The sequence below is a fragment of the Paraburkholderia podalyriae genome, assembly GCF_014397785.1.
GTDB lineage: Bacteria > Pseudomonadota > Gammaproteobacteria > Burkholderiales > Burkholderiaceae > Paraburkholderia > Paraburkholderia podalyriae.
Genome location: NZ_VZQQ01000001.1, coordinates 215368 through 239609 on the forward strand (window position 1 = coordinate 215368; position 24242 = coordinate 239609).

Annotated in this window: 23 protein-coding genes; 9 read left to right on the forward strand and 14 right to left on the reverse strand. The window is 65.8% G+C overall.

What is annotated here, in order from left to right; translation table 11 throughout:
• The first annotated feature begins 146 nt into the window (after nucleotides 1-146).
• Nucleotides 147-1124, forward strand: a complete 978-nt coding sequence (locus F6X42_RS00975) for a LysR family transcriptional regulator (RefSeq protein WP_187632409.1) — start codon at nucleotides 147-149, stop codon at nucleotides 1122-1124.
• 141 nt (nucleotides 1125-1265) lie between these two features.
• Nucleotides 1266-1820, forward strand: a complete 555-nt coding sequence (locus F6X42_RS00980; RefSeq protein WP_187632648.1) for a YaeQ family protein — start codon at nucleotides 1266-1268, stop codon at nucleotides 1818-1820.
• Between the two features lie 42 nt (nucleotides 1821-1862).
• Here F6X42_RS00980 and F6X42_RS00985 read toward each other — a convergent pair whose 3' ends face one another.
• Nucleotides 1863-2288 (reverse strand): VOC family protein, encoded by a 426-nt coding sequence (locus tag F6X42_RS00985; protein ID WP_187632410.1) that lies wholly within the window; start codon nucleotides 2286-2288, stop codon nucleotides 1863-1865.
• A 452-nt stretch (nucleotides 2289-2740) separates the two neighbouring features.
• On the opposite strand from F6X42_RS00985, the gene ada reads away from it, so the two are divergent.
• From ada to F6X42_RS01005, 4 genes are all read left to right on the forward strand, one after another.
• Nucleotides 2741-3931: a bifunctional DNA-binding transcriptional regulator/O6-methylguanine-DNA methyltransferase Ada gene (gene ada / locus F6X42_RS00990; protein ID WP_187632411.1), complete on the forward strand. Its 1191-nt coding sequence runs from the start codon at nucleotides 2741-2743 to the stop codon at nucleotides 3929-3931.
• Nucleotides 3928-4848: a DNA-3-methyladenine glycosylase family protein gene (locus tag F6X42_RS00995; protein ID WP_187632412.1), complete on the forward strand. Its 921-nt coding sequence runs from the start codon at nucleotides 3928-3930 to the stop codon at nucleotides 4846-4848. The genes ada and F6X42_RS00995 overlap by 4 nt, the downstream gene beginning before the upstream one ends.
• Nucleotides 4849-5058: 210 nt before the next feature.
• A complete protein-coding gene (gene gshA, locus F6X42_RS01000; protein WP_187632413.1) occupies nucleotides 5059-6675 on the forward strand; it encodes a glutamate--cysteine ligase in 1617 nt (538 codons plus the stop codon).
• 222 nt (nucleotides 6676-6897) lie between these two features.
• Nucleotides 6898-7413, forward strand: coding sequence for a hypothetical protein (locus F6X42_RS01005; protein ID WP_187632414.1), 516 nt, complete (start codon nucleotides 6898-6900; stop codon nucleotides 7411-7413).
• Between the two features lie 51 nt (nucleotides 7414-7464).
• Here F6X42_RS01005 and F6X42_RS01010 read toward each other — a convergent pair whose 3' ends face one another.
• Nucleotides 7465-9027, reverse strand: coding sequence for a DHA2 family efflux MFS transporter permease subunit (locus F6X42_RS01010; protein ID WP_187632415.1), 1563 nt, complete (start codon nucleotides 9025-9027; stop codon nucleotides 7465-7467).
• Nucleotides 9028-9235: 208 nt separating this feature from the next.
• Nucleotides 9236-9742: a MarR family winged helix-turn-helix transcriptional regulator gene (locus F6X42_RS01015; RefSeq protein WP_187632416.1), complete on the reverse strand. Its 507-nt coding sequence runs from the start codon at nucleotides 9740-9742 to the stop codon at nucleotides 9236-9238.
• 258 nt (nucleotides 9743-10000) lie between these two features.
• Here F6X42_RS01015 and F6X42_RS01020 point away from each other — a divergent pair, with 258 nt between their 5' ends.
• Nucleotides 10001-10405, forward strand: a complete 405-nt coding sequence (locus F6X42_RS01020; RefSeq protein WP_187632417.1) for a hypothetical protein — start codon at nucleotides 10001-10003, stop codon at nucleotides 10403-10405.
• A 280-nt stretch (nucleotides 10406-10685) separates the two neighbouring features.
• Nucleotides 10686-12290: an efflux transporter outer membrane subunit gene (locus F6X42_RS01025; RefSeq protein WP_187632418.1), complete on the forward strand. Its 1605-nt coding sequence runs from the start codon at nucleotides 10686-10688 to the stop codon at nucleotides 12288-12290.
• A gap of 36 nt (nucleotides 12291-12326) precedes the next feature.
• On the opposite strand, the gene F6X42_RS01030 is transcribed toward F6X42_RS01025, so the two are convergent.
• The 8 genes from F6X42_RS01030 to gspG all read right to left on the reverse strand — a co-directional run bounded on the left by F6X42_RS01030 (nucleotide 12327) and on the right by gspG (nucleotide 18471).
• On the reverse strand, nucleotides 12327-13106 hold the full coding sequence (locus tag F6X42_RS01030; RefSeq protein ID WP_187632419.1) for a type II secretion system protein N: 780 nt from the start codon (nucleotides 13104-13106) through the stop codon (nucleotides 12327-12329).
• A 28-nt stretch (nucleotides 13107-13134) separates the two neighbouring features.
• On the reverse strand, nucleotides 13135-13638 hold the full coding sequence (locus F6X42_RS01035; protein ID WP_187632420.1) for a type II secretion system protein M: 504 nt from the start codon (nucleotides 13636-13638) through the stop codon (nucleotides 13135-13137).
• Nucleotides 13635-15044 carry a type II secretion system protein GspL gene (gene gspL, locus F6X42_RS01040; protein ID WP_187632421.1) on the reverse strand — a complete coding sequence of 470 codons (1410 nt, stop codon included), beginning with the start codon at nucleotides 15042-15044 and terminating at the stop codon, nucleotides 13635-13637. Before gspL ends, F6X42_RS01035 begins: the two co-directional genes overlap by 4 nt.
• A 28-nt stretch (nucleotides 15045-15072) precedes the next feature.
• On the reverse strand, nucleotides 15073-16191 hold the full coding sequence (gene gspK, locus F6X42_RS01045; protein ID WP_187632422.1) for a type II secretion system minor pseudopilin GspK: 1119 nt from the start codon (nucleotides 16189-16191) through the stop codon (nucleotides 15073-15075).
• A gap of 1 nt (nucleotide 16192) precedes the next feature.
• The gene (locus tag F6X42_RS01050) at nucleotides 16193-16867 is read right to left on the reverse strand and encodes a PulJ/GspJ family protein (RefSeq protein WP_187632423.1); all 675 of its coding nucleotides are present in this window, start codon (nucleotides 16865-16867) and stop codon (nucleotides 16193-16195) included.
• Nucleotides 16845-17288 (reverse strand): type II secretion system minor pseudopilin GspI, encoded by a 444-nt coding sequence (gspI, locus tag F6X42_RS01055; protein ID WP_187632424.1) that lies wholly within the window; start codon nucleotides 17286-17288, stop codon nucleotides 16845-16847. The genes F6X42_RS01050 and gspI overlap by 23 nt, the downstream gene beginning before the upstream one ends.
• 1 nt (nucleotide 17289) lies before the next feature.
• Nucleotides 17290-17829 (reverse strand): GspH/FimT family pseudopilin, encoded by a 540-nt coding sequence (locus tag F6X42_RS01060; protein ID WP_187632425.1) that lies wholly within the window; start codon nucleotides 17827-17829, stop codon nucleotides 17290-17292.
• Nucleotides 17830-18006: 177 nt separating this feature from the next.
• A complete protein-coding gene (gene gspG / locus F6X42_RS01065; protein ID WP_187632426.1) occupies nucleotides 18007-18471 on the reverse strand; it encodes a type II secretion system major pseudopilin GspG in 465 nt (154 codons plus the stop codon).
• 136 nt (nucleotides 18472-18607) lie between these two features.
• Between gspG and F6X42_RS01070 the strand changes: the two genes are divergently transcribed.
• Entirely contained in the window at nucleotides 18608-19021 is a 414-nt protein-coding gene (locus tag F6X42_RS01070; RefSeq protein ID WP_187632427.1) for a general secretion pathway protein GspC, read from the forward strand.
• Between the two features lie 75 nt (nucleotides 19022-19096).
• Here the strand turns inward: F6X42_RS01070 and gspF are convergent, their stop codons facing one another.
• From gspF to gspD, 3 genes are read right to left on the reverse strand one after another with little or no spacing between them, the layout of a single operon-like run.
• On the reverse strand, nucleotides 19097-20314 hold the full coding sequence (gene gspF, locus F6X42_RS01075; protein ID WP_187632428.1) for a type II secretion system inner membrane protein GspF: 1218 nt from the start codon (nucleotides 20312-20314) through the stop codon (nucleotides 19097-19099).
• A 4-nt stretch (nucleotides 20315-20318) separates the two neighbouring features.
• Entirely contained in the window at nucleotides 20319-21803 is a 1485-nt protein-coding gene (gene gspE, locus F6X42_RS01080) for a type II secretion system ATPase GspE (protein WP_281393904.1), read from the reverse strand.
• 35 nt (nucleotides 21804-21838) lie between these two features.
• Nucleotides 21839-24238: a type II secretion system secretin GspD gene (gene gspD, locus F6X42_RS01085; RefSeq protein WP_187632429.1), complete on the reverse strand. Its 2400-nt coding sequence runs from the start codon at nucleotides 24236-24238 to the stop codon at nucleotides 21839-21841.
• Nucleotides 24239-24242 lie beyond the last annotated feature (4 nt).

Here is a 24242-nt window from a genome sequence, read left to right on the forward strand (position 1 = left end):
CAGAAAAGTCCACGAATGGTATGAGCCGGCCCAATAACTTTCCAATCCCTTTTTAGGCTTCTCCGATATCAGTTTCGATATGGCATCATGGGAACTTCGGCGGAAGAATGTAAAAACATCGCTCGCCAAGACCTGGAGACCAAACGATGACGCGTAGCTATTCAAACTGGTTCGTGCGCGCGCGGCTGAAGACGCGCCAGTTGCTGCTGCTTGCGGCGATGGAGGAGGAGGGCAACGTGCGCCGCGCGGCCGACGTGCTCGGCATGACGCAGCCGGCCGCGTCGCGCCTGCTGAAGGAACTCGAAGACATGCTCGGCGTGAGCCTGTTCGACCGCACGCCGCACGGCATGCACGCGACGCTGTACGGCGAGGTGATGATCCGCCATGCGCGCATGGTGCTGTCGAACCTCAGTCAGGCGCACGACGAAATCTCGGCGCTGCGCTCGGGGCTCGCGGGTCAGGTGCGTATCGGCGTGATCGCCGCGGCGGCCGCGACGATGGTGCCGCGTGCGATCGCGAGCGTGAAGGAGCGCTGTCCACAGCTGCAGATCTGGGCCGAGGTCGAGACCTCCGACGTGATGTTGCCGCGGCTCGCCGAAGGCGACCTCGACATCATGATCGGCCGCGTGCTCGAACGGCAGAACCAGTTCAAAACCGACGTGCGCTACGAACCGCTGGCCGACGAACCGCTGTGCGTGGTCGCGCGTCCCGGTCATCCGCTCGAAAACGAAACGGGTTTGACGCTGCGCGGCATCGTCAACGCAAGCTGGGTGCTGCATCCGCCGGGCAGCGTGCTGCGCCATCGCTTCGATCTGATGTTTTCCCAGATCGGCCTGAACCCGCCGCAGAACGTCGTCAATACGAACAACTTCCTCGCGATTTCGAGCCTGCTGCTGCAAAGCGACATGTTGGCGGTGTTGCCGGACGAAGTGGCGCGTCAGTACCAACAGTACGGCGTGCTGAAACGCGTACCCATCGATTTACCGTGCAGGATGGATACATTCGGTATCATCACGCGCCAGTCACATCTGTTATCCCCGGCCGCCGCCGTCGTGCTCGAGGCGTTGCGGGACGCGGCTCGCGACGTGTACAGCACGGCTACGGAACCCGCCGTGGCCCGGTAAATGCTTCCTTCCTGTCGTAGGCACCGGCTGACGGCGCGGGAGGAAGATGCGATGTATAGCAAACACAAGAAACGGCAACGCGCCGTCGACGATTCATTTTCGCTGCGCTCCGGTGGAGCGAGCGCCTGGTTCAGCAACGGCATGGCTCTCAAATCGACGATATACAAGGCGGAACTGCAGATCGCGGACATGGACCGGCACTATTACGCCGACCATTCGCTGACGATCGCCCGTCACCCCTCCGAAACCGACGAACGCATGATGGTCCGCGTCGCCGCATTCGCGCTGTTCGCGCATGAACGGCTGGAGTTTTGCAAAGGTTTGTCGGATGTCGACGAACCGGACCTGTGGGCCAAGGACCTGACCGGCGCGATCGATACGTGGATCGAGGTCGGACAGCCGGACGAGCGACGCATCGCGAAGGCGAGCGGACGCGCGAATCGCGTGATCGTGATCGCGTATGGCGGGCGTACCTCGGAGATCTGGTGGCAGGGCGTGCGAAACAAGGTCGAACGCCTGCGCAACGTGACGGTGTGGACGCTCGGCGAAGACGTCGCGGCATCGCTCGGCTCGCTCGCCGAACGCACGATGCGGCTGCAATGCACGGTGCAGGACGGCGAAGCATGGCTCGGCAGCGCCGAAGCCGATGCGGTGAAGATCGACTGGACCGTACTGAAAGCGCCCGCCGACGCGTGATCGCTCAATTCCGAACCGGGCTGCGTTGCTTCGTCGTCGACTTCAGAGCGACGTGACCCGCGCCGCTTCCGGCGGCCCCTTCAGTTCGACCATGTTGCCCTCCGGGTCGAACAGATACAGCGACGGCCCGAAACCGTCCGCGCCATAACGCAATCCCTGTTCGCCGAGCCGCGCGCCATGCGCGCTCAAATGCGCCTTCAGCGCGTCGACGTCGAACGACTCGACGCGTAGACACAGGTGATCCATGTTGCGTCCCGTGCCCGCCGCGCCGTTTTCCGCGCGATCGAGCTTCGCGCCGACCTGCAGCAGATCGATCAGCGATCGGCCCGCGCGCAGTTGCGTGAGGCCGAGTTCGCGCTGCTCCTTTTCAACGCTGCAACCGAGCACGTCGCAGTAAAAGCGCGCGAGGGTTTCGACGTGCCTGGCCCGAATCACGACGTGGTCGATCTCGCGAATGTGGATTTTCATGTGGAACGCCCTTTGGCTATCAGAGAACCGATTAGCGAAGTGTAGGAGAAAGGGCGGCGGGCGGATCGGCGGGAAGTCGCCGGCGACGCGGACAAGTGCGGACAAAAAACGCGGACAAAAAAAAAGCCCGCTCAAGTGGAGCGGGCTGAATCCATATCAGGAGGAGACATGGAGGAGACAGGTACTAATATACACATCGAGTTGGTGCGACGCAATAACTTTTTAGGGGAAAACCCGATATCGGGCGAAATTGTCGCGTCTTTGACGCGAAACGCCCGTCCGCAGCGCGTTCGGGAGCCGCTTCAGACCGTGATTCACCGGTTTATGACCCCACTTGGGGCAAGACCCAAGCGCGGCCGAATGACAGAGCAAGAACCGGCGCGTACTGTATAGCGATCGGGCCTAGATTGATGAGCATCGACATTTGCCTGCCCATCGGGCCCGAGGACATCATGAACGCCATCACTCACCACTCCGCCACCGTGCGTGCCGCCGCCGACATCGACACCTCCCGGTGGCGCACCGACGACGAACGCTGGGACGCCGTCACCCACCGCGACCGCGACGCCGACGGCGCATTCTTCTACGCGGTCAGGACGACCGGCGTGTTCTGCCGGCCGTCGTGCGCGTCGCGTCAGCCGCGCCGCGAAAACGTCGCTTTTTTCACCGATGCCGCCGCTGCCCGCGCCGCGGGCTATCGCGATTGCAAGCGCTGCCAGCCCGGCGGCCTGCCGCGCGAGCTCGACATCGTCGCCAGGGCGTGCGCCGCGCTCGACGCCGATCCGCAGCAGCGTCTCACGCTCGCGCAACTAAGCGATGCCGTGCACGTGAGCCCGTTCCATTTGCAACGTCTGTTCAAGCGCGTGGTCGGCGTGTCGCCGCGTCAGTACCAGGCCGCGCAGCGCGGCGCCGCGTTGCGTGACGCGCTGCAGGGCGGCGCCGACGTCACGCGCGCGACGCTCGACGCCGGTTTCGGCTCGCCGTCGCGAATGTACGACAGCGCGCCGGCCGAGCTCGGCATGGCGCCGTCCGCCTATCGTCGCAAGGGTGCCGGGCTCACGGTGCGCTATGCGAGTGCGCCGACCTCGCTCGGCTTCGTGCTGGTCGCCGCAACCGACAAGGGCATCTGCAAGATCGGTTTCGGCGATGACACCGCGCTGCTGATCGACGAGTTACGCGGCGAGTTCGCGAATGCCGAACTGCGCGAAGACGCCGGACGGCTTGAGCCCTTCATCGCGCAGATCGACGCGTATCTGAACGGCACACGCCAACGCTTCGACCTACCGCTCGACATCGCGTCGACCGCGTTCAAGCAGCGCGTGTGGGATGCGCTGCGACGCATTCCGTACGGCGAGACGCGCAGCTATTCCCAGATCGCCGAGGCGGTCGGCTCGCCGCGCGCGGTCAGGGCCGTCGCGAGCGCGTGCGCGACCAACCCGGTCGCGCTCGCGATCCCATGTCATCGCGTCGTGCAGAAAGGCGGGGCGCTCGCCGGCTATCGCTGGGGGCTGCCGCGCAAGGCCGCGTTGCTCGACAATGAGGCACAGCACGCAGACGGCGCTTCAGACGGCGACGCGCCGCGCCGCAACGCAAGCCGCACCGATGCCGACTCCCACGACTCCCAACTGGATCACGCCGCTTGAGCACGCTTAACGACGTCGCAACGCTCGAATTACCGTTCAAGGCACCGTTCGACTGGCCGCGGCTGCTGCGCTTTTTCAGCGGCCGCGCGACGCCTGGCGTCGAGGCCGTCGAGGACGGCGCGTATCGTCGCGCGATCGACTGGAACGGCGACAGCGGCACGCTCAGCGTGCGGTTGCATCCGCGCAAGCGCTGCATCGTCGCGAGCATCGAAGGGCCCGCGAGCCGTCACGCCGATGCGCTCGCCGCGCCAGTCGCGAGGATGTTCGATCTGCGGGCCGATCCAAAGAAGATCGCCGCCGGGCTCGCCGCGGACCCCTGGCTCGCGCCGCTCGTCGCCGCGGTGCCCGGTCTGCGCGTGCCGGGCGCATGGTCCGGTTTCGAGCTGGTGGTGCGCGCGATCGTCGGCCAACAGGTCAGCGTGAAGGCCGCGACGACGATCATCGGACGGCTCGTGCAACGCGCGGGCGAACGCATCGACGGGCATCCGCATGAAAACACCGCATGGCGTTTTCCGACGCCGGCCGCGCTCGCCGAGGTCGATCTCGCGCGGATCGGCATGCCGGGCAAACGCGTCGCCGCGTTGCAGGGCTTCGCGCGCGCGGTCGCGAGCGGCGACGTGCCGCTCGACAGCAGCGATACCGTCGACGCCGCGAGCCTGCGCGCCGAGTTGCTCGCGCTCGCGGGCATCGGCCCATGGACCGTCGAATACGTCGCGATGCGCGCATGGCGCGATGCCGATGCATGGCCCGCGTCGGACCTCGTGCTGATGCAATCGATCTGCGCGCGCGATCCTTCGCTCGTACGGCCCGCGCAGCAGCGCAGCCGCACGGACGCGTGGCGGCCGTATCGCGCGTATGCCGCGATGCATCTGTGGAACGAGGTGGCGGATCGGGCGGGCGCGGCGCGCGGGGGCTAAGCGTCGTCGTGACGTAGCGATAGGGAATCGCGTAGTTCGGCGCGACGCCCGTAGCTGGGCGCCAAACCCTCCCGAAGCGGCCGCAAGCAGCCGTTCTGGCGAGGTGTTAAAGTGCCCGCTACCGAAAATTCCGCCGAACGTTGTCGGCCGCTGTAGCGTCTGCGAATCATCTGGCGATACACGGCGACCGGCAACGCGCGACTTGCATCAATGCCAAACACGACACCCTCCTGCACGACCGACGCGTTTTCGCACCGCCTGTCCGTGCTCGACTCGAGCCCGCAGCGCGACGCACTGATACGCGGCCTGCGCGGCATCGAAAAGGAAAGCCTGCGCGTGACGCGCGACGGCCAGCTCGCGACGACGCCGCATCCGCGCGCGCTCGGCTCGGCGCTCACGCATCCGTCGCTGACGACCGACTACTCCGAGGCGCTGCTCGAACTGATTACGCCGGCCGAGCAGGACGCCGCCGAAACCCTCGCGCAGCTCGACGTGCTGCATCGCTTCGTCTACGCTCAACTCGGTGACGAGATCCTGTGGAACAACTCGATGCCGGGCCTGTTGCCTGCCACCGACGAGGGCATTCCGATCGCGCACTACGGCACGTCGAACATCGGCAAGCTGAAGTACGTGTACCGGATCGGCCTCGCGCTGCGCTACGGCCGCACGATGCAGTGCATCGCGGGCGTCCACTACAACTATTCGCTGAGCGAAGAAGTGTGGCGACTGCTGCACGCTGATCAGCAATCCACCGCGAACGCCGTCGACTTCCAGTCCGCCCGCTACCTCGCGCTGATCCGCAATTTCCGCCGCACCAACTGGCTGCTGATGTATCTGTTCGGCGCGTCGCCGGCGCTCGATCGTCGATTCCTCCGCGATCGCAAGCACTCGCTCGATACGTTCGACGCCGACACGCTGTATCGCCCGTACGCGACGAGCCTGCGCATGAGTGACCTCGGCTATTCGAACACGACCGCGCAAGCCGGGCTGCACGCCGACTACGACACGCTGCCCGGCTATCTCGACGCGCTCACGAAAGCCGTGAGCCAGCCGTATCCGGCCTACGAGCAGATCGGCACGCAACGCGACGGCGAGTGGGTACAGATCAACACCAACGTGCTGCAGATCGAAAACGAGTTCTATTCGACGATTCGTCCGAAGCGCGTCACCTATCCGGGCGAGCGGCCGCTGCATGCGCTCGCCGCGCGCGGCGTGCAATACGTCGAAGTGCGTTGCATGGACATCGATCCGTTCGAGCCGACGGGCATTTCGCTCGAAACATCGCGCTTTCTCGACGCGTACCTGCTCGTGTGCGCGCTCGACGACAGCGCGCCGTTGCCCCCGCTCGCGTACACCGAAGCGAACCAGAACTTCGGCCGCGTGACGATGGAAGGCCGCAAGCCAGGCCTCGAACTGGTTCGCGACGGCAAACCGGTCGCAATGATCGACTGGGCCAACGAATTACTCGTGAAAATCGACGCCGCGGCCGCCATGCTCGACAACCTGAAGGGCGGCGACGAACACGCGCGCGCGGTCACCGCGCAACGCGCGAAGCTCGCGGATGTGTCGCTGACGCCGTCGGCGCGCGTGCTGCAAACGATGCGCGACCAGCAGCAGAGCTTTCTCGCGTTTGGCCTCGCGCAAAGCGAAGCGCACGCAGCGTACTTCCGTGCGCGTCCGCTCGATGCCGCGCAGTCCAAGGCGTTTGCGGACCTCGCGATGCAATCGCTCGACGAACAGACGAAGCTCGAACGTGAAGAAGTTGGTTCGTTCGACGCGTTCGTCGCTGCGTATCGGGCCTATACCCTTAATCGCTACAGCGTGTGAGCGTTTGGGTCACAGCATCTCGAGAAGCAACCAGGCGGCCTGCGTGCCGCCTTTTTCTTGGCCACGCGTACGCGCAAGTAAGCTCTACGGATTGCGCGCTTCAGGCGCGTGGGGAATCGGCAAATTATCCGCGCGTTGTCGCGATTCTCCGATCTGGATGAAACACCGCCCCGGTGGGCTGGTCCAAAAAGTTATGACACGCTCCACACGGGAGGTATCGACGTGAAGAACAAGGCTCTGGTGGCCGCGCTGTGTCTCGCGGCGACGGCGGCATGCTCGACCCAAGGTCAGGTCGATCCGGACGTCATGCAAATTGCGACCACACCGTTGACGTGTTCGAGCAAGGCGGAATGCGACCTCTGGTGGCAACGGGCGCAAACGTGGGTCGCCAGTCATTCGAAGTACAACATCGAAACGGCTAACGACTCGCTGATCCAGACCGCCGGCCCCGACGGCGGCAAGCGCGCCCTCGCGTTTCAGATCACGCGTGCCGCGGGTCCCGATCGCACCGTTACGATCGGCTTTTCCGCGCATTGCGACAGTGCGCTTGGCTGCAAGCCGAATCCGTGGCAAGCGGGTGCGGATTTCAAGCAGTATGTGAGAGGCACCACCGGCGCAGCCGCCGGAGCGCCGCAAGACAGCGCGACGCCGTCGCAGAACGCGCCCGATGCGACGCATCCGGAGACGATGCCCGGAAAGACGACTACGCTGCCGAACGGCGAGGCGATGTCGAAATAGCTGAAGCAGTGGCGGCAGCGGCGCTGCCCTTGCCGCTGCTGCGCACGTGCTTCAGTGTCCTAACGACGGTCCGGTACCCTTGCGCGGCTTCGTGATCCAGACCAGCATGGCCAGCACGACAAACGCCGCGCACGAGATGCGGAAGAAGTCGTTGGTGGCCATCATGTACGCCTGGCTCGTCACCACCTGGTTCAGCTGCGCGGTCAGGCTGTCGCCGGACAGCCCGGCGCCCGCGAGCGCATTCGTATAGGCATTAGTGTTCGCCGAATACGTGTTGACCGTATCGGCGAGCATCGCGTGGTGATAGATCGTGTCGTTTTCCCAGAACGTCGTGCTGATCGCGGTGCCGATCGCGCCCGACAACGTGCGGAAAAAGTTCGACAGACCCGACGCGCTCGCAAGACGCTCGTCGGACACGCTGGACAGCGTGATCGTCGTCATCGGCACGAAGAAGCACGCGACGCCGATGCCCTGCACGAGCCGCGGCAGGATCACGTGGCCGAACGGCACGTCGAGCGTGAACGTCGAGTTCCAGAACGATACGATCGCGAACACGATGAACGCGAAACTCGCGACCATGCGCAGATTCAGCCGATGCATGTTCGTGCCGATCATCGGCGACAGAAACAGCGCGAGCAGCCCGACCGGCGCCGTGGCGAGACCCGCGAGGCCGGCCGTGTAGCCCATCACCGTTTGCAGCCACAGCGGGAAGATCACCACAGAGCCGAAGAACGCCATGAAGCCGAACGAGACGATCACGACGCCGAGCGCGAAGTTGCGATCCTTGAACAGCGACAGGTCGACGATCGGCTCCTTCTCGGTAAACTCCCACACGAGCAGGAACGCGATCGACACTAGCGCGATCACCGCGAGCGTCACAATGAACGTCGAGTTGAACCAGTCGCGGTCCTTACCGAGGTCGAGCATCATCTGCAGACACGACACGCCGGTCACGAGCAGCACGAGGCCCACCGCGTCGATACGCTGGCGCGTCGTCTGCGTCTCCCGGCCGCGCAGCAGCAGATACGCGCAGAAAGCCGAGAACAGGCCGATCGGCACGTTAATGTAGAAGATCCACGGCCACGTGAAGTTATCGGTGATATAGCCGCCCATCACCGGCCCGAAGATCGGCGCGCAGATCACGGTCATCGCCCATAAGCCGAGCGCGAGACCACGTTTCGCGGGCGGGTAGGAGCGCATCAGGATTGTCTGCGACAGCGGCACCATCGGCCCGGACACAAGCCCCTGCGCGAGCCGGAAGCCGATCAGCGATTCGAAGTTGTGCGCGAAACCACAGGCCGCCGACGCAATCGTGAACAGCAGCACCGACAGCGTGAAGAGTCGCACCTCGCCGACGCGTCGCGCGAGCCAGCCAGTCAGCGGCACGGCGATCGCCGAGGCGACGGAGTACGACGAGATCACCCAGGTGCCTTGGCTTGCCGCGACGCCGAGGCTGCCCGAAATGGTCGGAACCGCGACGTTCGCAATCGAGGTGTCGAGCACCTCCATAAAGGTGCCGAGCGCAAGGCCGACGGTCAGCAGTGCGAGCGTGCCGCCCCTGAGCGGGGCGAGTTCGGCTGCGGGCAGCGCAGCGGTGGAGGCCGTGGCATCCATAGTGTTCTCCTTAGGCGGCAAAAGCTTGTCGCGACAGCTTTATCGGGCGTTTGGGACACGATGCTTGCATGCCGGATCACCCTCTGCCCAGACAGATATCTTATGACAATGGCGCCTTGGAAAAGCGCCTCGTGATTGTCCTGCTAGTACTTCGTGATAAAGCGCCGCCGCCATCCGACGACGACCGCGCTTCGGCCGATGCTTCGACTCATCCCCGCGGCTCGTCCGGCGGTGGCGCCGGTCCGCAATTCACGTCGGTTTCACCCTCGGGACCGTTCGCGATGAAGCGCGCGAGCAGGTGAATCAGCGTCGCGTGTTCCTCGGCGGTAAAGCCGCGCAACTGGTCGTTCAGCACCGTCGCGCCGAGGTTCGGCAATTGGCGCGCGGCCTCCTGGCCCTGCGGTGTCAACTCCAGCTTCACCATGCGCCGGTCGTCGCTGCTGCGCGTGCGCACGACGAAGCCCTTCTTTTCCAGTCGATCGAGCAGACGCGTCATCGAGCCGCTGTCGTACGACATCGCGCGCGACAGCTCGAATGGCGTGCTAGCGCGCCGCGACGACAGCATCAGAATCACGCCGATTTGCTGCGCCGTGAGCCCAAGCGGCTTGACCGCTCGGTCCGTGCGCTCGACCAACACGTTGCGCGCCTTCGTCAGGTAGTAGCCGAGACTGCTTGTCAGCTCGACCTCGTCCGCTTTGTAGGGGCCATCAGTCATGGGGTATCCGCAACATCCGCAAGCAAGACGAAGTTTAGCTGCCTAAGCAGACAAGTCAAATCACATTTTGCGGTGCGCAATCAGCCATCAATAAAACAACAGTCGAGCGATTTGCGCCGCACAGTATCTTGAAATTTGATTGCATAGTCAATATTATGATAAGCAATCAGTTTCGCGCATTCTGCGCCATTCGAGACCATGTTCTGACCTGTCGACCGCACATCGCCTGCTCGCGACGCGCGCCAAAGGATTTCCCCGATGCAGTACCTCAAAGACACGCTTGGCGGCCTCAGCCGCTCACTGACCGATTCCGCACTGCATAACTTCCAGGGCCGGCACCGCTGGTGGAAGCTCGCGCTGTTCGCGGGACTCTTCGTGCTGCCGGGTGGATCGCTGGGCGTCGCACTGCTCGCGTGGGCCGAGCATCGACGGGGGACGAAGCGAGCGATGAAGGGCAGCGCCGCGCACGCGGATGCCAGTCAGAGTGTGCTGCCAAAGGAAAGCTTCGCGATAGAGGCGGGAAACGTGGTCGCCGTTGCGGCCAACAGCGGCACCGCTTGTCTTTCGACCGGCGGTGCGTCGTGCCGAGCCTCGGCTGGCAAACCCGCGTGCAAACGTCAGCATCAACGCCAGCAGACCCAACCCACGGAACCGCGGCTTTGACGGCACACCAGTTCGCCACGCGCGTTCGAGGCACCCGTTTCGTTTCCTCTCGCCACCGGGATCGCCGCCAACCCGTAGCCCGTCGCGCCTGCCGGTAACAACGCGTAACCATCGCGTCACGGCAAGTAACACACCTGCGCACCGCCTCGCATTAACCTTTCAGCTTTCAGTTTCCCGCGCTCGCGCGGGCTCATACGCTAACATTCCGGCAGACTACGATCTCGCCCGGCCGGTGCCGCCGCTGCCGCCCGCACCGCGGCGTCCAGAAGGAATTCATTGCATGCAGTCTGATCGAATCGCGCGCGCGCGGGCGCTTGCGCCGCGCGCCCTGACCCTCGCCGTCAGCGCGGCCTGCGCGACACTCGTCGCCGCCTGCGCGGTCGGCCCGAACTATCAGCGGCCGGCCACCGAGATCCCCGCCTCCTTCAAGGAAGCCGCGCCCGGCTGGAAGGTCGCCGAACCCGCCGATCAACATGACCGCGGCGACTGGTGGGCGATCTACGAAGACCCCAAGCTCAACGAACTCGAAGATAAGCTCAACGCCGCGAACCAGACCATCGCGCAATTCGCCGCGAGCTACCGGCAGGCGCGTGCGCTCGTCGGCGAAGCGCGGGCCGCGTACTTTCCGACGATCGGCGCGTCGGCGGGCGCGACGCGCTCGGGTAACGGCAATCAATCCAGCGGCAATGCGACGACGGCGACGAGCCGCGAAGGCATCAGCAACAGCTTCAACGTCCAGATGCAGGCGAGCTGGGAGCCGGACTTGTGGGGCTCGGTCACGCGCTCGGTCAACGCGCAGAAAGCCGGCCAGCAGGGCGCGGCCGCCGAGCTCGCGAACGCGCGCCTGTCCGCCCAGGCCACGCTCGCGCAGACGTACTTCCTGCTGCGTGCGCTGGACTCTACGCAGAAGCTGCTCGACGACACCGTCATCGCCTATCAGCGCTCACTGCAGCTCACTCAGAATCAGTATGCGGCCGGTGCCGCCGCGCGCTCGGACGTGATCCAGGCGCAAACGCAGCTGCAATCGGCCCAGGCCGCCGCGATCGACAACGGCATCCAGCGCGCGCAGGACGAGCACGCGATCGCGGTGCTGGTCGGCGTGCCCGCGTCGATGTTCTCTCTGCCGCCGATGCCGCTCACCGCGACGCCGCCCGCCGTGCCCGCGCAGATGCCGTCCGCGCTGCTCGAACGCAGGCCGGATATCGCGTCAGCGGAACGCAAGGCCGCCGCAGCGAACGAGCAGATCGGCGTGGCGATCGCCGCGTTCTTCCCGTCGCTGACGCTGTCGGCGACCGGGGGCTTCGAGAACTCGGTGTTCTCGCAGCTGTTGACCTTGCCGTCGCGCTTCTGGACGCTCGGCCCGCAACTGGCCGGGACGATCTTCGACGCCGGCCTGCGCAAGGCGCAAACCGACGCCGCGCGCGCCACGTATGACGCCGATGTCGCGACCTATCGGCAGACGGTGCTCGCCGCGTTCCAGGACGTCGAGGACAACCTCGCGTCGCTTCGCATCCTCGAGCAGGAAATCGTCGTGCAGCGCCAGGCGGTCGACTCGGCGCGCCAGGCGCTCGCCATCGTGACGAACGAGTACAAGGCGGGTACGGTCGGCTTCGTCAATGTGCTGACCGCGCAGACCACCGCCTTCACGGCCGAGCAGAAGCTCGAGAGTATCGGCGGGCAGCGGATGGTGTCGTCGGTGGGTCTCGTGAAGGCGCTCGGCGGCGGCTGGGACGTGACGCAGATGAATCGGGAGACCGGCGATGTCGCGGCGCCCCCGCCATTGCCGGCATCGGCTGCGGCGGCTGCCTCGCTCGGCGCAACGTCCATCGCACAAAGCACTGCGCGAGGCGCGGAAGCACCGCCGGCGCGGGTGCAGAGCAAATAACGGCCGCCGTGCTCGCCGCGAGGCGCGAAGCGCGCCTCAGTGCACGAACGTCAGCGCCACCGTATCCGGGCCGCTCGGCCGGCCAAGCAGATTCAGCAGGCCGGCGAGGTTATCGTGCTGCTCTGACGCGGCGCTCGCCGTGCCACGAAACGACGTCGATGCGGCCGACACCGTGCCGCTGCCGCTCAGCGTCAACGGTCCCTTGACCGTGCTCAGATCGAGCGCCGACGAGGTCCCCTGCGCCTGAAGCCTGACCCGATACGACCCGAGCGGCTTCACGAGCGACACACGCGAGCTGACGTCGTCGAGCATCATGGTCAGTTGTCCGAACGCCTCACCGTTGAAGCTGCGCCAGTCGGACCACGACAGCTGCACGTTGCCCTGCAGATCGAGCGTGTTGAATGGCGCGCCAAGCCCCGCGAGCAGCGACGCCGGCACCGCGAGCACGCCCGGCGTGACGGTGACGCCGCGCGGCGTCGCATCGATCGTAATCGGGTCCGGCATCGCCTCGCTTTGGCGCATGAGCATCCGCACGCGTCCAGTGAAAAGCGGCCAGAACGCCGTGCGCCATTCGATCCGCCCAGGGAGCAGCGTCGCCGCGCTCATATCGGAGCCGGCTGCCAGCATCAGCGTCGCCGAGCCGTGCCACAGCGAGCCTTCCGCGTCGACGAGATTGACGTGCCCATGCGTTTGCCGAGCGAACTGCGGCGTAACCCAGGCGGCCGGCAGCAACGCGAGCGTCACGGCCGCGACCGACAAAATGGCGACCACCAGCCACGGCAGCGCCCCACGCAGGCGCCACATCCAGTAATTCATGCGAGATCCTGTAGCGAGCGGCGCGTCGTTATTTCGCGCTCGACGGTTGCAGCGCGACCGTCAGGTCTACCTGGCCGTCGGCTTTCAGCGCGGTGATGTGTGCCTCGGAGACCTGCACCTTGAACTGCTTCCGCACATCATCGACCCACACGGTCCAGGCCGGAAACGCCACGTTTTTCATCTGCACCTGCACCGCGTTGCCGACGAACTGCACCTGCGTCGCGGCCAGGCCATGTTCGCCCAGCGATGCGCTCAGCGCGTCCTTCAGCGCCGCGCCGGTCGGCGCGACGCCTTGCGCGGCCGCCGACAGCGAGTGCGCCTCATTCGCCTGCGCGGTCATCTGCGCGAATTGCCGCTGCAGGCTGGGCAGCGATTCCCGCAGATGCGCGCGGCCTTCCTGCGCGGGCGCCCACAGCACCGACCACGCAATCACCACGGCGAGCGCGGCGCCGCCCCACGTCAGCAGCGCCTTTTCGCGATCCGTGCGCTGGTCCCAGAAGCCAGCCCATGTTTGAGCGAGTTCAGCTTTCATTGTCCGTTCCTGATGGTCCACTTGCCGGTACTACTGTCGATCGCGCCGGTAAGGCCGTTGCGCGCGAGGCGCTTCGCGAAGTCGGGGTCGACCTTGATCGCGGGTTTGAAGGTCACGTCGAGGCGGTGGTCGTGATAGTCGAGTGCGGCGATCCCGTTGACCGGCAGCGGCGACAGCGAGCGCGCCAGGCCGTCGGCGAGCGACAGAAAATCCTCCGGCGACAGCTCGCCCGCCGCGACCCGCAGCTGTTGCACCTGACGCGCCATCTGATCGGGCGCGTCGAGCACGACGGTGGTCTTCGGGAAGGTATTGAGAAAGAGTTCCGTCATCTGCGTATTGATCGCGTCGCGCTGACGCGCGAGCATCAGCCACTGCACGTTCGCGCCGATGATCGCGACGACGAGCGCGGCGAGCGCGAGCACGATCGGCAGACGCAGACGCCGCAGCGTCGCGCGATCGAGGCGCCACGGCTGCGACGCGAATTCGAACTGGCACAGGTCGAAGCGGCATTCGAGCGCGCGCCGCGCGAGCTGCTCGAACGGCAGCGGACTCGCGCCGTGGATATGCGCGGCGAGCCGCCCGGGGTTCGTTGTGGCGTGGCCAGGCTCGTTGCCCGGCACCTCGGTCAGCATGTACAGCGACACCGGCGCCGCGCCCGCTAGCGCGGCGAGCGTCGCGTTCACCGCATTGGCCGGCGCCGCCAAGCCTTCGCCCTGCGCGCCGCGCGCAATGGCTAGCTCAACGCGCGGCACGCCGTTCTCGACCGCGCCTTCGACGAGCAGCGCGGGCGCGGTCTGCACGACGGCACCGAGCACGGCGGCCACCATCGGCACGATAGTCGGCGCTTCGGCGGCGATCACCGGCGCCACGCCCGGCAGCGACGTCGCGACGCTCGCGGAGCCGGCCATCACCGGCTCGCGCACTTCGGCTGTTTGATCGACGCTCGCGGCAACGTCCGCCACCGGCGTCTGCGGCAGGCAACGCGTGACCGGCACTGCGCGCAGGCTGCGATGACCCGCCGCCGTGAACGCCTCGTAGATGAAACGGAACCAGCCGCGATCGACGATCGCGAGCAAGTGCCGGCCTTCGCCAAGCCCCTGCGGATCGACCGCGATATGGCATGTCTGCGGATCCTGGATCAGTTGATCCTCGACGATATTGGGCAGCGCCTGGCGCAGCTTCGGGCCACGCAGCGGCGGCAGCGTCGCGGGCATCAGCAGCAGGTCGCGCGCGGCGAGCATCAGCACCGTCGTGCCGGCGCGCGGCAGCAGCGCGAGCGCCGAGCGGCCGGCGCGCTGCGTGCGCCCCGTCTTGTCGAGCAGCACGAACGGCAGCTCGGGCAGTTGCCATTCCTGCGAGGGCACCGCCGGATCACGCGGCGGCAATAGGACGATCAGCGTGCTCAAAGGCCACTCTCTCTATGGATTGCGTTGTTCACAGTTGGTCTTGTACCCGCACGATACGCGTGGTGTGAGTCAGCGGATCGCGATAAACGAGCGTCGTGCGATCCACTTCGGCGCGCTCGTGCTGCACGCTGCCGTGGACTAAAAAGTAGCTCGAGTTGACGTCGAACTGGTTCGGATCGATCGACACCGATTGCACACCGGCCGCGGTCAGCGCGAGTTGCACGTCGCCGACGTTGCGGAAAAACACGGTCTGCCGCCGCGCGACCAACGCCTGCGCTTGCGACACGGTCATGCCCGGCACCACCGCCGCGATCACTTCGGCCGACGCGGTGTTCATGTTGATCGCGGTGGTCGTAGGCAGCACGGTGACGAACGGCCGCAGCTTGGCGACCATCTCCGGCGTGTAGCCCGGAATGTCGAGCAACGAATCGACGCTCGTCATCAGCAGCGGCGCGACCGCCACGTTGTCGTCGCCGTCCTCGATGCCGGGCCGGTTCGTGAAATTACCGCCCGTCATACCGCCGCCGCCACCCACCTGCGGCGTGCTGCTGATCGACGTGCCGGTCTGAAAGCGCGTCGCCGATTGCGACAGCCCCGCGCGCATGTGCAGCGCGGTCACTTTGGCGAGCTGCCCGCTCAGGCCGAGCGACACCAGCAGGCGCTGGTACGCGGCCATCTGCTCGGCGCTTATTTGCGTCACGCCGGGCGCCGGACTCGCGACCAGATTGCGCAGATTGAATCTGGACTGCGCGTCCTCGATCGAACCCGACAGGTACGTCGCCGCGCCTTGCTCAGCGCGCACTTCGCCGATCTGGCCGAGAAAATCCGACAGCCGCGTTTTCGCGATCGGCACGCCCCACAAGCCGCCCAGATACGTGATGCCCGCCGACGTATCGCCTTCGGAGCGCAGGATCAGCCGCGTCCAGTCGAGCGCCCCACGCGCGACCCATTGCGCCTGCGACAGCAACCGCTGATTCTCGATGCGCCGGATCTGGACCTGCTGGCGCCACAACATGCCGGACACGAGGATCGCCGACAGCGCGACGACGAGCAGCGCGCTGATGATGGCCGCGCCGCGTTCGCGCTCGCGTCCGCGTGCGCGCGAACCCGATGCGGACTTTTTCGGCAACGACGACGAGAACGTCATGTCATTCTCCGACCAGAAATACACGCGTGACCGGCCGCGCGAGCGACGTCGCACCGATGCTGACCTCGAGCCCCGTCACCGAGCGCGGCATTGGCGCGTTACCGAGCTGCGGCACCTTCAGATTGTTGTCGGCCTCGGTAATCGCGGTCTGTACCTCGTTCATCTGTATGGTCCAGCCGAGCTTCGGCACGTACATCCGCGCCGAGATCGAGCCGACGCCGCCCATCAGCGGCACCGCGCTCCAGCCTTCGTCGCTGTCGTGCAACGCGCGCCGCAACTCGCCGACGTTGCCAAGCGGCGGCGACGCGTAGCGCACCACGCGACCGTTCGAGATCTGATAGCGCACCACTTGCAGACGCGGCGCGGTGCCCGGCAGCACCATATGCCGCACGATCTGCAGCCTGTTGCCGGTGACCGAGACCGCGGCCTGGCCAGATTCGTCGTCGCTGGCGGCCTGCCGCGCGTCGATGCGCATCTGGTCGAACAGCTGCGCGAACACGCGCTCGTCTTCCATCGCGTTGGTGATCGTCGTGCGGCCGCGGATAATCTGATCGAGCCCGCGCCACGACAGCACCGCGATCACCGCGAGGATCGCGATCGCGACAAGCAGTTCGATCAGCGTAAAGCCGCGCGCGCCGTCGCGGCGGCGGCGCTTACAGCGAGCGGTTGTTTTCATTCGCGACCACCGTGACCATCTGGGCGAGATTGCCGGACTGCCCTGGCATCGTCACCATCACCTCGACGCGGCGAAACACCGGATTCGGCGTCGCCGTCACACGCTGAGTACACCGCAGCTGCAAATTGCCTTGCGAGCAATCGAAGCTCGTCGAGCCGATGTTCGGCCATGCGTGCTTCAGATGCAATTGCGCGAGCGCGTTGTCCGCGCTCCAGCCGGCGAGCAGACGCCGGTGCAGATCGGCTTCGCCGCTCGCCAGCGCGCCGACCGCACGCAGCGACGCGGCCAGCGCGACCGCGATGATGGCGAGCGCCACCAGCACTTCGATCATCGTGAAACCGCGCGCCTTGCGGCACCCGACATCGCGCCTCCTGAAGACGCAAGGAGCATGGGCGGGCCTGCCATAACGACGCATCCGCATCTCAGCGCACCTCGTAGCGGCCATTGCCGGTACCGACGATGGTCGCCTGGCCGGCCGCCGAAAACAGCGTGACCTGCACCGGCACGTCGATCGCCTCGGTACCGAACACGATGCGCTCGGAGTGCGAATCCGAGCCCGGGTAACTGATCGCGACACCGGTCACGCCGCCTTCCCACTGACGCGGTCCGAGCAGATCGTCGCGCAGCGGACGCCAGCCGTCCTGGGTGCGCTGATCGAAACGGAAGCCGCCCTCGAATGGCTGCCACGCGATCGGCCGCGCGCGCACTTGCGCTTCGTCGCCAGCCGATTCGAACAGCAGCGCGAGACGCTGCGCTTCCTCGTTCAGATCGGTGCGCGGATTGCGGTTCATCGTGAGCGCGGTCAGCGACACGAGCAGGCCGGCGATCACGAGCACGACCATCATTTCGAGCAGCGTGAAGCCGGCCGCGCGGCCGCGGCGTTGCCGGGAGTGCGGCCGCGAAGCCGTACACGGAGTGTCCACACGGGACTTGCAAACGGACGTGCGCATAGTGCCGGCCATCGACGATCAACGGAAATTCAAACTTCAATGCAGCGGTGAAGCACGCACGCTTCGCCGTGCCGCGAAACTTGCGACGCGGCGGGCAGGCCGTTCGGCGACACCCGCGGCCAAACCGGCGGCAAAGAGGGTGCGTGCATGAACATCATCGAGCCTGGCGCGTTGCTGGTTTCGACGCGTTTATTGCCAGGACCCGACGTCGGAGTCGTTGCCTTCGCCGCCCGGTTTGCCATCGGCGCCGTAGCTGAACACATCGATCTCGCCGTGCACGCCCGGATTCAGGTACTGATACGAATTGCCCCACGGATCGTTCGGCAGGCGCTCGAGATAGCCGCCGTCCTTCCAGTTGGCCGGCACCGGGTCGGTGGTCGGCTTTTCGATCAGCGCGTGCAGGCCTTGCTCCTGAGTCGGATAGCGGCCGTTGTCGAGGCGATACAGCTTCAACGCCTGCATCACGGTGCCGATATCCTGCTTCGCGGCGACGCGCCGCGCTTCGTCCGGACGGCTCATGATCTTCGGCACGATCAGCGCGGCGAGAATGCCGAGAATCGCGATCACGACCATGATTTCGATCAGCGTGAAACCGCGTTGACGACGGCTTCGCGAACCCGCGTTGTTAGCGCGGCGAATGGTCGACAGTTGCATAGATTACTACCTCTTTTCAGGTGAATTTTTCGGTCCGGGCCGTCAGATTGAACACGCCGGGCCGATCATTTTAATGTCATGCAGTTGAAGGGTTTCAACCCACCGCAATTTTCACAATAGTCCGTACAATGTGCGCATGAACGCCATCCAAATCCGCCTCCTGTCGCTCGCGCTGTTCGCCGCTTTCTGCGCGACGCTGACCTACTGGATCATCACGCTGAGTACGATGTCCGGCGCGCCGTTGCCGGCTGCCGCCGCGCATGCGCAGGTCTCGACCGATCAGGCCGCGACGCTGTTCGGCGGGCAACTCACACGCAACGTCAATCAGGACATCCATCTCTTTGGCATCCTCGCGTTGAGCGAAGGCGCCGCGGCGATCGTCAGCGTCGGCGGCGAGCCGCCGCATGCGGTGTCGCTCGGCGGCACGCTGATGCAAGGCACGAAGCTCTCCGAAGTTCGCGCCCGCTCGATCATCATCGACCGCAACGGCGCCCACTCGGAAATCTTCCTACCCGCCAACTCCAGCGGCCCCACCATTTACGTGCGCTGAAACCCGAAGCGGTTGCGCGGCTGATACCGCACGCCGCGTAATCCTTTCTGTTCCCGCCTCGCGCTACGTCTACGCCTACTGCACGAGGTTGTTCAGCTCGATGATCGGCAGCATCACCGCGAGCACGATCACCAGCACTACGCCCCCCATCGCCAGAATCAGCAGCGGCTCGAGCAGGCTCGTCAGGAACATCGTGCGACGCTCCAGTTCGCGCGCTTCGCCGTCGGCCGCGCGGTCGAGCATCGTCGTCACGTCGCCGGTCGCTTCGCCCGAGCGGATCAGGTGCACGAGCACCGGCGGAAACGTCTTCGTGTTACCGAGCGCGCGCGACAGCGACGTCCCTTCGCGCACCCGCACGATCGCGTCGTCGATGTTTTCACGCATCGCGTTGTTGCTGAGCGTTTCGGCCGCGGCTTGCAACGCGCGCAGAATCGGCACGCCCGCCGCGGTCAGAATGCCGAGCGTGCTCGCAAAGCGCACGGTGTTATAGCCGCGCACGAGCTTGCCCATCAGCGGCGCGGTAAGCAGCCAGCGGTCGAAGGCGAGACGCGGCGCCGGTTGCCTGAGCGTCGCACGCACCAGATAGGCGACCACGATCACGCCGATCAGCACCGCCCACCACCAATGCCGGACGAAGCCGGACAGCGCCATCATCACGATCGTCAGAAACGGCAGTTGCTGCTTCGTGCTCGCGAACACGTTGACGACCTGCGGCACCACATAGCTGAGCAGGAACGTGACGATGCCCAACGCGATGATCGTGACGATCGTCGGATACGTGAACGCGAGCACGATCTTTTGCTTCAGCGCATTGCGCTGCTCGATGTAGTCCGCGAGCCGCGACAGCACCAGTCCGAGCTTGCCCGTGTGTTCGCCGGCCGCGACCAGCGCGCGGTAGATCTCGGGGAAATCCTTCGGATGCTGCTGCAGCGCATTCGCGAGCGAATGACCGCCGAGCACCTCGGCGCGAATCGCCGCCATCAGCTCGCGGATGTAGTCGCGCTCCGACTGCTCGGTGAGCACCGCGAGCGCTTCGTCGAGCGGCAGGCCCGCGATCAGCAGACTCGCGAGCTGCCGCGTCAGAATGGCCTGCTCGCGCTGTGACAGACGACGCCCGAGCGCGAGCCGCTGATTGCGCTCGCCGCGCGTACGCGACGCCGCCGGTTCGACGACGAGCGGGGTGAGTCCCTGCGAGCGCAGGTTGGTGCGCGCGCCGCGCGCACTGTCGGCGTCGAGCACGCCTTTTTGTGCCTTGCCCGCCGCGTCGATCGCTTCGAAACGGAATGCCGGCATGCGCTTATGCTCCGCCCGTCACGCGAATCACTTCTTCGAGCGACGTCAGTCCCGATGCGAGCCAGCGCTCCGAATCGTCGCGCAGCGTGCGCATGCCCTGCGCGCGGCCCGCCTGGAGAATTTCGGCGTCCGCCGCGTTGCGGTGGATCAGCGCACGGATCGTGTCATCGATCAGCAGCAGCTCGTAGACGCCGCGCCGTCCCGCGTAACCGGATTGGCCACAACGGTCGCAGCCGACCGGATGCCAGCGCTTGCTGCCGTCCTCTTCGGTGCGCTCTTCGCGGCACACCGGGCACAGGCGCCGCACGAGCCGCTGCGCGAGCACGCCAAGCAGCGACGAAGCGAGCAGATACGGCTCGACGCCCATGTCGGTCAGACGCGTAACGGCGGATGCCGCGTCGTTCGTGTGCAGCGTCGCGAGCACCAGGTGGCCGGTCAGCGACGCCTGCACCGCGATCTGCGCGGTTTCGAGGTCGCGGATTTCACCGATCATGATGACGTCCGGGTCCTGACGCAGAATCGAGCGCAACGCGCGCGCGAAGCTCATGCCGATCCGCTCGTTGACCTGGGTCTGGCCGATGCCGGACAGGTCGTATTCGATCGGGTCTTCCACCGTCATGATGTTGGTGGTCGCCGTCTCCAGTCGCGACATCGACGCATACAGCGTCGTGGTCTTGCCGGAGCCGGTCGGGCCCGTCACGAGCACGATGCCATGCGGCTTGCCGATCAGCTTGTCGAACTTGCCGAGCGTGTCGGATGCCATGCCCAGCGCTTCGAGATTCAGTCGCGCCGCGTCTTTTTCAAGCAGCCGTAGCACCGCGCGCTCGCCGTGGCCGGTGGGCAGCGTCGACACGCGCACGTCGACCGGACGACCGCCGACGCGCAGCGTGATGCGGCCGTCCTGCGGCAAACGTTTCTCCGCGATGTCGAGCTGCGCCATGATCTTGATCCGCGAGATCAGCGCGCCGTGCAGCGCTTTTTTCGGCCGCACGACGTCGCGCAGCGTGCCGTCGACGCGAAAGCGCACCACAGACGCATTCTCGAACGGCTCGATGTGAATATCCGATGCCTGCTCGCGAGCCGCTTGCGTGAGCAGCGCGTTGATCATGCGGATAATCGGCGCGTCGTCTTCCGATTCGAGCAGATCCTCGACCTCGGGGATGTCCTGCATCAGACGCGACAGATCGACTTCACCTTCCACTTCGCCGACCACCTGCGCGGCGCTGCCGTCCTGGCGCGCATACGCGTGGTTGATCGCCTGCGCGAGTTCGTCGGCGGGCACCCGCACGACCGATACCGTGCCGTAATTGCGCGCGACTTCGGCAAGCGCAGCTTCGCTCGTGCGCTCGCTGATCCAGACTTCAAGGCTATCGGCATGCTGATGCGCGACCAGAATCTGGCCGCTGCGCGCGAAGCCGTATGGCACGAGCCGGGCGGCGAGCGGCGAGGGCGCCGCGCGCTCTCCGGCGGCGGCCTCACCGTTCAGCAGACGTTGCGATGGCGCGGCTTGCGCGGGCGTCTGCGTCACGGACGCGCTCCCGGCGACACCGTGCTCGGCATCGCGCCGCTTGCCGGATTTGCGAGCGCCGGTTGCGGCGCGGTTTGCGGCATCGTCTGCGGCACCGGTTGCGTCGTGGGCTGCACGGAGGCTTGCGGCACGGCCTGCGGCGGTACCTGCTGAGGAACCTGTTGGGGCGCCTGCTGCGGCATCATCTGCTGGCGGCGCATCTGGTTCAGGTCGAACAGGTTCAGCGCCGGCACCCCGCCCTGGCTCGGGCCGAGCGGCATCGGCGGCACGACCGGATCGTCGCGATCCTTCATGATGTTGTTGTCCGAACGGTACGCACCCTGCACACCCTGGATGTAGTCGTAGCGGTTCGCGGTGACGGCCTGCGTGGTGCCGTGGTCGCTCAGGATGACCGGGCGCAAAAATACCATCAGGTTAGTCTTGTTGCGGGTCTTCTGCTCGGAGCGGAACAGCTGGCCCAGCCACGGAATGTCGCCGAGCAGCGGCACCTTGCTGTTGTTGACCTGATAGTTGTCCTGCATCAGGCCGCCGAGCACGATGATCTCGCCGTTATCGCACAGCACGCTCGACTGGATCGAACGCTTCGTGAATTCCGGGCCCGCCGGGTTCGTCGCCGCGTTGTTCGTACCGTTCACGATCGCCGAATCTTCCGTGTAGAGCTGCAGCTTCAGGATGCCGCCGTCGGTAATCTGCGGCTTCACGTGCAGCGTCAGACCGACGTCGACACGGTCGAACGTATTGAACGCCGCGCTCGTCGTGCCGCTCGTCAGGTTCGAGTACGAACCGGTCTGGATCGGCACGTTGGTACCGACGATGATCTTCGCTTCTTCGTTGTCGAGCGTGATCAGGTTCGGCGTGGACAGCACGTTCGCGTCGGCGGTCTGCGACAGCGCCTGCAGCAGCGCGCCGAGACCTTGCACGCCGAAAATGTTGTGAATCCAGCCGACGTTGAGGCCCTGTTGCAGGCCCGAGCTGGCCAATGCCGTCGCGAGGCCGCCGGTCGAGCCAGCCGCCGCGGCTGCCGCGGTCAGGTTGATGATACTGTTGCTCGAGCCCGTCTGGAGGTTCGTGCCCGCAAACACCGAGTTGTTCGCGACCTGCCACTGAATGCCGAGGTTGCCGCTCGTATTCGAGTTCAGCTCGACGATCAGTGCCTCGATATACACCTGCGCGCGACGCGCATCGAGCTGGTCGATCACCGCGCGCAAGTTGCGGTACACCGCTTCAGGCGCCGTGATGATCAGCGAGTTGGTGGCGGGATCGGCCGTGATCATGCCGCCGCCCTGGTCCTCGCTCTTTTCCTTGTCGCTGCCGAGAAAGCCGCCACTACTACCGTACGAGCCCGAGGCGCCACCGCCCATCGGTGAGTTCATCGAGCTGCCGCCGAGGCCGCCCGACGGCAACGGCGGCGTGCCCGACGTGCCCGTCGCATTGCTGGTGTTCGACAGACCGCCGCCACCACCACCACCACCACCACTGGTGTTCTGGTTGAACGAGTTCGCCTCGTTCGTGCCGCCCGACGAGCCTTCGCCGCCGCCCTTGCCGAGCATGTTGCGAAGCGTGCGCGCGAGCTTGGTCGCGTCCGCGTTGCGAAGCGGCACGACGTGAATGTTGCCCGGCATCGTGGTCGGCACGTCGAGCTGTTTCGCGAGCTCCCTTGCCGCCGCGAGACGGGCGGTGTTCGACGCGCGCATCAGCAGCGAGTTGGTGCGCGGATCCGACGAGATCGACACCTTCAGCGTCGCATCCGTGCTGCCGATCGAGCCCGGGTCCAGCATCTTGTTCATCTGCTGCGCGATGTCGATCGCATTGGCGTTCTTCAGCGGCACGACTGCGACCGACTGGCCCGCCGCGCTATCGACGCCCGCGATGATCTGGGCAATGCGCCGCACGTTGTCGGCGTAATCGGTGACGACGATCGTATTGTTGGCGGGGTACGCGGCGACGGTGTTGTTCGGCGAGATCAGCGGACGCAGTACCGGCAGCAGGTTGTTGGCCGATTCGTTCCTCAGCGTGAAGACCTGCGTGACAATCTGGTCGCCGCGCGCCGTCGGCGCGTTGCCGACGTAGGTCGGCACGCCTTGCAGCTTGGCGTCGGCCTCGGGCACCACTTTCAGCACGCCATGATCCTGCACGAGCGCGAAGCCCTGCATGCGCAGCGCTGACTGTAAGGTTTTGAGTGCCTGATCCTCGGGCACCGCGTTTTCCGACACGAGGTTCAGTTGCCCCTTCACCCGCGGATCGACGATGATCGTCTTGCCGGTGGCAGCGCCGATCGCCTTGGCGACCTGGTCGATGTCAGCGTTGACGAAGTTGAGTGTCACCTCTGCCCGTGCTGTCTGCGCGGTGATCAGTCCAGCCACCAGCAGCGCCGTTGCCACGCGACGCAAACCCATACAA